General features: G+C 55.6%; 7 protein-coding genes. 5 read left to right on the top strand and 2 right to left on the bottom strand.

Features of this window, described 5'->3' with window-relative positions; genetic code table 11:
* The 4 genes from V3W27_RS25500 to V3W27_RS25485 form a co-directional block, all read left to right on the top strand.
* On the top strand, window positions 1–979 hold a 979-nt coding region (locus V3W27_RS25500; RefSeq protein WP_330207823.1), incomplete at its 5' end, for an RHS repeat-associated core domain-containing protein.
* Entirely contained in the window at window positions 976–1,368 is a 393-nt protein-coding gene (locus V3W27_RS25495; RefSeq protein ID WP_081755202.1) for a hypothetical protein, read from the top strand. The genes V3W27_RS25500 and V3W27_RS25495, both read left to right, overlap by 4 nt.
* 282 nt (window positions 1,369–1,650) lie before the next feature.
* The gene (locus V3W27_RS25490) at window positions 1,651–1,821 is read left to right on the top strand and encodes a hypothetical protein (RefSeq protein WP_245223432.1); all 171 of its coding nucleotides are present in this window, start codon (window positions 1,651–1,653) and stop codon (window positions 1,819–1,821) included.
* A complete protein-coding gene (locus V3W27_RS25485) occupies window positions 1,821–2,237 on the top strand; it encodes a hypothetical protein (protein ID WP_330207822.1) in 417 nt (138 codons plus the stop codon). Before V3W27_RS25490 ends, V3W27_RS25485 begins: the two co-directional genes overlap by 1 nt.
* An 87-nt stretch (window positions 2,238–2,324) precedes the next feature.
* Here the strand turns inward: V3W27_RS25485 and V3W27_RS25480 are convergent, their stop codons facing one another.
* Window positions 2,325–4,115 (bottom strand): bifunctional diguanylate cyclase/phosphodiesterase, encoded by a 1,791-nt coding sequence (locus tag V3W27_RS25480; RefSeq protein ID WP_330207821.1) that lies wholly within the window; start codon window positions 4,113–4,115, stop codon window positions 2,325–2,327.
* Between the two features lie 133 nt (window positions 4,116–4,248).
* Window positions 4,249–6,333, bottom strand: coding sequence for a carboxy terminal-processing peptidase (locus V3W27_RS25475; protein ID WP_167734107.1), 2,085 nt, complete (start codon window positions 6,331–6,333; stop codon window positions 4,249–4,251).
* Window positions 6,334–6,471: 138 nt separating this feature from the next.
* On the opposite strand from V3W27_RS25475, the gene V3W27_RS25470 reads away from it, so the two are divergent.
* Entirely contained in the window at window positions 6,472–7,434 is a 963-nt protein-coding gene (locus V3W27_RS25470) for a zinc-binding dehydrogenase (protein WP_098967907.1), read from the top strand.
* Window positions 7,435–7,484: the final 50 nt, after the last annotated feature.

Raw genomic sequence — 7,484 nt, 5'->3', positions numbered from 1 at the left:
CGTCGACGGCCAGACCACCGAGTTCTTCTGGCAAGGCGACCACCTCGTCGCCGAAAGCAGCCCGAGCCACCACCGCAGCTACGTCTACGAACCCGGCACCTTCCGCCCCCTGGCGCTGCTCGACGGCAAAGGCCCGAAACGCGCTTGCCCGTTCTACTACCAACTCGACCACCTCGGCACGCCACAGGAACTGACCGACTACAGCGGCGAAATCGTCTGGTCGGCGCAATACGACGCCTACGGCAAGGTGTCGGCGATCACCCTCGCGGGCGAGGACTACCTGGACCAGCCGCTGCGGTTTCAGGGGCAGTATTTCGATGCGGAAAGTGGGCTGCATTACAACCGGCATCGGTATTACGACCCGAGGTTGGGACGGTATTTGACGCCGGATCCCATCAAGTTGGCGGGTGGGTTGAATCAGTATCGGTATGTGCCGAATCCGACGGGGTGGGTGGATCCGTTGGGGTTGAATGATTGCCCGGGAGGAGCGGGGTGCAACAAACCGTCTTTTGAATCAAACGATCCGACTAAAAAGATACTTGGAGGGGAAGCTATTTCCTCTCCTCCCGCAGCGAAAACTAAAAATACGTATTTGTACCGTGGAGATACGAAGGATCCTTCGGAAGTTTTTGAGCACGGTTTTAAAAGTAAAGGAGATAGCAATGATCTATTTCTTCACTCAATCGATAGCGACTTTCCTCCTAGTAACTTTATTAGCACATCTCTTTCGAGAGATATGGGAAAAGCATTCGCTACAAGCTACTTCACAAGGCCAGGGTTTCTTTACACACTTAAAATGATTCCAGGTCGCGATCTTAAAAAAGAGCTAGGAGCAGCCTATAATTTTAGTAAAGAACAGGAAATTTCAATCCCAGGTAGGATAAGGAGGGAGGATGTTCTCGGTGCTACATTAATTATTGATGATGGTAAGGAGTTTGGCTATTCCATTCCAAATCCGCATAGGAAAATAGACAAATGAAATCAGTATTTGTAGCTACAATTAAAATTTCAGATGGTAATGAAAGGCAAGAGATTGACCTGGTTTGTAATCGTGAGGAAATATCAATAGCATTCATTTGTGAAAGTGGGTGTAAGCGGATCTACTTTGGGTGTGATTTTTATAAATGTTTTGCTTTGTTGAGGAAAGATAATCCAGAGTTAACGTTTTTTTGCAAGGGGGCGAAAATAAATGTTCATCCGTCAAGCATGTCTTCTCAAATGTCTCTTGGACTAAAAGCATACGAACTAGTGGTTGGTAAAGAAGCCTCTTTAGATGATCTTGTATATATATTTGATTATGAAGATCAGGATTTAACAAGCGATCCAGATGAGCAACGATTTTTTTATATGAATTGGATTAGTTCTTAAAGCGATTCATCGCCTCTAATCTTTGTGGGGCTTGATTTTTTCGAAATCGGTTTTCTAATGGTTGATGTCAAAGGTAGAAAATTTTATAGAGTTTTGATTCTTAATTTGAAAGATTTGTTTTTTGCTGTTTTTCGATAATGAGTTGAGTTAGGGAACAGGTGGAAGATGTTCAGAGGTGTTTATAGTTCGCGGTTTTTAACCCATCGAGCGCAGTTGAATGCTTTAAATGAAGCGATGACAAGAGAGGCACGGAAGATGTCGCGATTCACGGGAGAAGACAGCATGGGTAATTTGGTTGTGAGAATGGCTGCCGAAAATGTGGGGGAAGGGTACGAACCTAACCCATCAGATCCATCAGAACCCCGCTACATTCAAAAAATGAATGGGTTTGAAATGAAATTTGACTTTGAAACATTGCAACCTTTCGCTCTATATCCGGTGGAGCACGTTTGATGTTGATGCATCCCTATCTTGATGTTCCATACAGCCCTAAGTTGAAGCACTTTCTTGGTGGGTTTGATATATACGATCGCGAAGAGACGCTGGGCGCAGAGTTGGCAGAGTACGATCCTGAGTGTCCTTCAGATAGAGCGGAATTGATTTATAAATTTATTGTGAGAAGATTTTCGGGTTTGATTCATCGGCACAAGTTTGTCTTGTTTTTTGTATTGGGTGAGGCTCTGGATGGCGAAGCGAGTAAGCTCTCTGAGGTTTTTAAACATAATCCTTTTTCTCATTCATTGCTTCCACTTGGCTGGAATGAAATAAAAGATCCCAGGAGTTTTTTTGAGCATGTGTACTCTATTCTCTCCGAAGTTTGGATTGATGAGTTGTATCTCGCCAGTCAGGAAGACTGCTCCACGTGGTAGCCGGCATTAGAAGCGGAATCTTGAGTGATGCTACTGACCCCTTCGCGAGCAAGCCCGCTCCCACAGGGATCTGTGTCGCCTGGAGAGTCAGCGTTGGCCAATCAGCTGCGGAGGTTGAATGTCGGTGGCAGTAAGACTATCAATCACATGCACGCTATACCCCGGAACATTCTTCGCATGATGCTTCGCCTGCGAAGCCATTTCCGCGAGTTGGCTGGCATCCAGTTCTGCGCAGGCCTCGGGTTGCAGGTGGACTACGCCGATCGATAACGAGAGCAGCGGAAACTCCTGGCGCACGCCTTGGCGGTTCGGCGCGATGAAGCAGCCGGCCTCCAGGTGTTCCGGGCGATAGAAGCGGCGGCATTGGCTCTGGAAGTCGTCGAGCAGTTGGTTGAGGCGTTTGCGCCAGTCTCCCGGGCCGAGTACCAGCAGGAAGTCGTCGCCGCCGATGTGGCCGACGAAGTCGCGGGAAGGGTCGACGCGTTCGTTCAGACATTGCGCCAGGCACAGCAGCACTTCATCGCCACGGCCGTAGCCGTAGATGTCGTTGAAGGGTTTGAAGCTGTCGATGTCGACGTAGCAGATGATCGATTCGCGGCCTTGTTGCAGCAGGCGGGTCAGGCATTGCTGGATCGGCACGTTGCCGGGTAGCAGGGTCAGCGGGTTGGCGTAGCGCGCCTGCTGGATTTTCAGTTCGGTGATCAGTTTGAGCACGTCGATCACCCGGCCAAGGCCCAGATAACCGCCGTTGAGGGTGATGATGAAATCTTCTTCGATGCGCTGTCGGGCGCGGCTGGTGATCAGGCGGCTGACCTGTTGCAGCGACTGGCTCATTTCCACGGCGAGGAAGTCGTCGTTCATCAGGCGGCTGATCGGTTTGCGTGCGAACAGGTCGGTGGCGAACGGTTTGAGCAGCGCGTCGGACAACGAATGGCGATGGACGATGCCGCACGGCTGGCCCTGTTCGTCGAGCACCGCCAGTGAGTTTAGATTGGCCTGGCGGCGGAAGGCTTCCAGTACGGTGGCAGTCGGTGTGTCACGATGCACCGCCGGTTGCTCGTTGAGCAGGGCGCTGAGGTCGCTGCCTTCGTCGTTCAACGCCACGGTGCTGCTGTCGTGTTTCGGCATCAGGGCCCGGGCATCGCGCGGCGGATGCTCCTGTGGGCGAGCGAGCAGGTAACCCTGCACCAGATCGACGCCCATCTCGGTCAGCACCGCCAGTTCTTCCGGCAACTCGATCCCCTCGGCAATCACCTGCGCCCGCGAGGCCTTGGCGATTTGCAGGATCGAGCCGACGAACTCGCGCTTCAATGCGTCCTGATGGATGCCGTCGATGAAGTGGCGGTCGATTTTCACATAGTCCGGACGCAGCTCCGACCATAGACGCAAGCTCGAATAGCCGGCACCCAAGTCATCCAATGCAATCGAAAAGCCCATCGCCCGATAGTGATGCAGGGCGGTTTGCAGCAACTGGAAATCGTCGATCGGCGTCTGTTCGGTGAGTTCGATCACTACTTGGCTGGGTGGAATACCGAAGTCCTGCAGCAGTTGCAGGGTCCGCCCCGGTTGGTGCGCGGCTTCAAGCAGGGATTCCGGTGAAACGTTGAGGAACAGCTTGCCCGGCAGTTGCTGCTCGTTGAAACGACGGCAGGCAGACTGGCGGCAGGCAATTTCCAATTCGCTCAGGCGGCCGGCCTGACGCGCCACGGCGAACAGCGCGATTGGCGAATGCAGAGGGCTGTTGGACGGGCCGCGAGTGAGAGCTTCGTAGCCGAGAATACGACGCTCGGAGAGACAGATGATCGGCTGGAACAGGCTGTGCAAACCGCTTTGAGTCAGGATCGAGCTCAAGGCACTCAGCTGTTCGGTCGTGGTCATGGCAATCTCTGGCGATAAAAAAAGGACTGGGAGCGCTCTTGCTTGAAGAGGCGCTCCCAGTCCTTTATTTCACGACAGAATGATGACTGTTTGATGACGCTCCGGGGAGCGTCACCACTAAATTGCCATCATCTTACTTCTTGGCCACCTGATTGCTCAGCTTCAGGTAATCCAGCAGCACGCGCCCGGTTTCGCTCAGGTAGGCGTCGTCTTCTGGTTTGACCTTGTCCGGCTCAGCCGCAGCCAGCGCGTCTTCATCTTCTTTCTTCAGCTCTTTGAGCGGTTCTTCGCCTTTGGCTTTGCGACGGATGTTTTCCATGGCCAGTTGCTTGGCATCGATGTCCGCATGCTGGGCACGGCGGTCGGCTTCGTTGAGGCTGACGGTTTTCTCTTCCATCAACTTCTGCGCCAGGGCCAGTTTGTCACGGATGAACACGAACTCGGCGTCTTTGGCGCTGCGTGCGTCATGCTCGGACTTGAGCTGCGCCAGGTACGGCTTGAACGGATCGGAGGCCGGCTTGATCGCTGCCTTGATGGTATCCCACGGCATGGCTTCCGGCAGGGCGCTTTCGCCGATTTCCTTGGTGTCGATGATCGACGGGTAGTCGATGTCCGGCAGTACGCCCTGATGCTGGGTGCTCTGCCCGGAAACCCGGTAGAACTTGGCCAGGGTCAGTTTCAGTTCGCCATGGTTCAGCGGCTGAATGGTCTGCACGGTGCCTTTGCCGAAGGTCTGGCCACCGATGATCAATGCACGATGGTAGTCCTGCATGGCGCCGGCGAAGATCTCCGAAGCCGAGGCGGACAGGCGGTTGACCAACAGTGCCATCGGGCCTTTGTAGAACGCGCCCGGGTTTTCATCTTCCAGCACATCGACGCGGCCATCGGCGTTACGCACGAGTACGGTCGGGCCTTTGTCGATGAACAGGCTGGTCAGCTCGGTAGCTTCCTGCAGAGAACCGCCGCCGTTGTTGCGCAGGTCGATGACCACGCCGTCGACTTTCTCTTTCTGCAGTTCAGTCAGCAGTTTCTTGACGTCACGGGTGGTGCTCTTGTAGTCCGGATCACCGGCACGGAACGCCTTGAAGTCGAGGTAGAACGCCGGGATCTCGATGATGCCGAGCTTGTAGTCCTTGCCGTCCTGTTTCAGGTTCAGCACGGATTTTTTCACCGCCTGGTCTTCAAGCTTCACCGCTTCGCGAGTGATCGGCACGATCTTGCTGGTCTGGTCGTTCGGCGCATTGCTGGCCGGAATCACTTCCAGGCGCACCACGGTGCCTTTCGGGCCGCGGATCAGCTTGACCACTTCGTCCAAGCGCCAGCCCACCACGTCAACCATCTCTTTGTTGCCCTGGGCAACGCCGATGATCTTGTCGGCCGGTGCAACCTGCTTGGTCTTGTCGGCCGGGCCTGCCGGCACCAGGCGCACGACTTTCACTTGATCGTTGTCGCTCTGCAACACGGCGCCGATGCCCTCGAGGGACAGGCTCATGTTGATGTCGAAGTTCTCCGCGTTATCCGGCGACAGATAGTTGGTATGCGGGTCGTAGGACATGGCGAAGGTGTTGATGTACGCCTGGAAGATGTCTTCCGCGCGAGTCTGGTCCAGGCGCGCCAACTGGTTCTTGTAGCGCTTGGTCAGGGTTTCCTGGATCTGCTTGGAATCCTTGCCGGCGATCTTCTGCCGCAGCACTTCGTCCTTGACGCGTTTGCGCCACAGGTCGTCGAGTTCAGCGGTGGATTTGAGCCAAGGGGCGTCCTTGCGATCGATCAGCAAGGTTTCCTTGGTGGTGAAGTCCATCTTGTCGACGCCCTTGTTCAGCTCCGCAATGGCGAAGTCCAGACGCGCCTTGACGCGGTCCAGATACCGCTTGTAGATGGTGAACCCGGCGTTGAGGTCGCCGCTTTTGAGGAAGTCGTCGAACTGGGTCTTCCACTTGTCGAATTCGGCGATGTCGCTGGCCATGAAGTAGCTGCGCGACGGGTCCAGCAGCTTGATGTAGCTGTCGTAGATGATCACCGAGCGCGCATCGTCGAGCGGCGGCTTGCTGTAGTGGTGACGCTTGAGCAACTCGACGACGTTGAGGCTGGCGATCACTTCGTCGCGATCCGGCTGCAACTTGTCCCAGCTGTTGGCTGCGAATGTAGTGCCCGACACCGGCAACAAGCCGATACCGATGAAAAGAGCGAGGGCGGTGCTGGGGAGCAAATGCTTCATGCTGATTCGACGCGGGGACAATTGATAACGCATATTAGGCCGTCTTTGAAGTCGCCGGTTCTACGAGAGCCGGTCGCATAATGCAAAAAGCCCGGCGCTACAGCTTCGGGCTCAGTCCAGACTCACTATGGAGGCACTGTGAAGGCATTGCAAGGCGTTGAAGGTCAAGTGGCATGGCTTGAAGAGCCGAGTCCGGCATGTGACGTAGGACAAGTGCGCATTCGCGTGGCGGCTGCGGGCCTCAATCGCGCCGATTTATTACAGAAAGCCGGGCTTTATCCACCGCCGCCGGGCGCCAGTCAGGTGCTCGGTCTGGAGTGTTCCGGGGTGATCAGCGAAGTCGGCGCCGGCTCGTCCTGGCAGGTCGGCGACCGGGTCTGCGCCTTGCTGGCCGGGGGCGGAATGGCCGAGGAGGTGGTGGTCGATGGACGGCACGTGCTGCCGGTGCCCGAGGGCGTTTCGTTGATCGAGGCCGCGGCATTACCCGAGGTTTATGCAACGGTCTGGCTCAACGTGTTTCAACTGGCGGCGCTGAAACCCGGCGAGAAGGTTCTCCTGCACGCCGGGGCCAGTGGAATTGGTTCAGCCGCCATTCAGCTGTGCAAGGCGTTCGGTAATCCCTGTTGGGTCAGCGTCGGGTCGGCTGAGCGATTGGCCTACTGTGAGGCGCTGGGAGCCCAGGGCGGCGTGGTGCGCACCGATGATCTGGAAAGCCTGCGCGACTTCGGGCCGTTTGACGTGATCCTTGATCCGGTCGGCGGCAACTATGCGGCACTGAACCTCAAGCTGACGGCGCTGGACGGGCGCTGGGTCTTGATCGGCTTGATGGGCGGGCGTGAGGCGAAACTGGATCTGGCACAGGTTCTGGCCAAGCGCGTGCAATTGCTTGGTTCGACGTTGCGCAGTCGTGATGATCAGTTCAAGGCCGACCTGTTCAGCGATTTGAGCCAGCATGTGTGGCCGCTGTTTGCCGAAGGGCGGTTGAGTCCGCAACTGGCAAAAGCCTTCCCGGTGAAAGACGCCGAAGCGGCGTTTGCCGAGCTGGCGAGCAACAAAGTTGCCGGCAAACTGGTGCTGGTGGTCGACGAAAGCCTGACCTGAAAACACCGAAAAACCTGTGGGAGCGGGCTTGCTCGCGAAGGCGGTGAATC

Origin of the sequence: Pseudomonas sp. AM14(2022) (genome assembly GCF_036346455.1) — a bacterium.
Taxonomy (GTDB): Bacteria; Pseudomonadota; Gammaproteobacteria; order Pseudomonadales; family Pseudomonadaceae; genus Aquipseudomonas; species Aquipseudomonas putida_A.
Note: the sequence above shows the minus strand (reverse complement) of the source record. Positions and strands in the feature narration are given on the sequence as shown.

What these genes read in the sequence shown, in the direction of transcription:
- V3W27_RS25490 (WP_245223432.1), top strand. Translation starts at nt 1,651, where the DNA reads ATGGGTAATTTGGTTGTGAGAATGGCTGCCGAAAATGTGGGGGAAGGG.
- V3W27_RS25485 (WP_330207822.1), top strand. Translation starts at nt 1,821, where the DNA reads ATGTTGATGCATCCCTATCTTGATGTTCCATACAGCCCTAAGTTGAAG.
- V3W27_RS25480 (WP_330207821.1), bottom strand. Translation starts at nt 4,115, where the DNA reads ATGACCACGACCGAACAGCTGAGTGCCTTGAGCTCGATCCTGACTCAA.
- V3W27_RS25475 (WP_167734107.1), bottom strand. Translation starts at nt 6,333, where the DNA reads ATGAAGCATTTGCTCCCCAGCACCGCCCTCGCTCTTTTCATCGGTATC.
- V3W27_RS25495 (WP_081755202.1), top strand. Translation starts at nt 976, where the DNA reads ATGAAATCAGTATTTGTAGCTACAATTAAAATTTCAGATGGTAATGAA.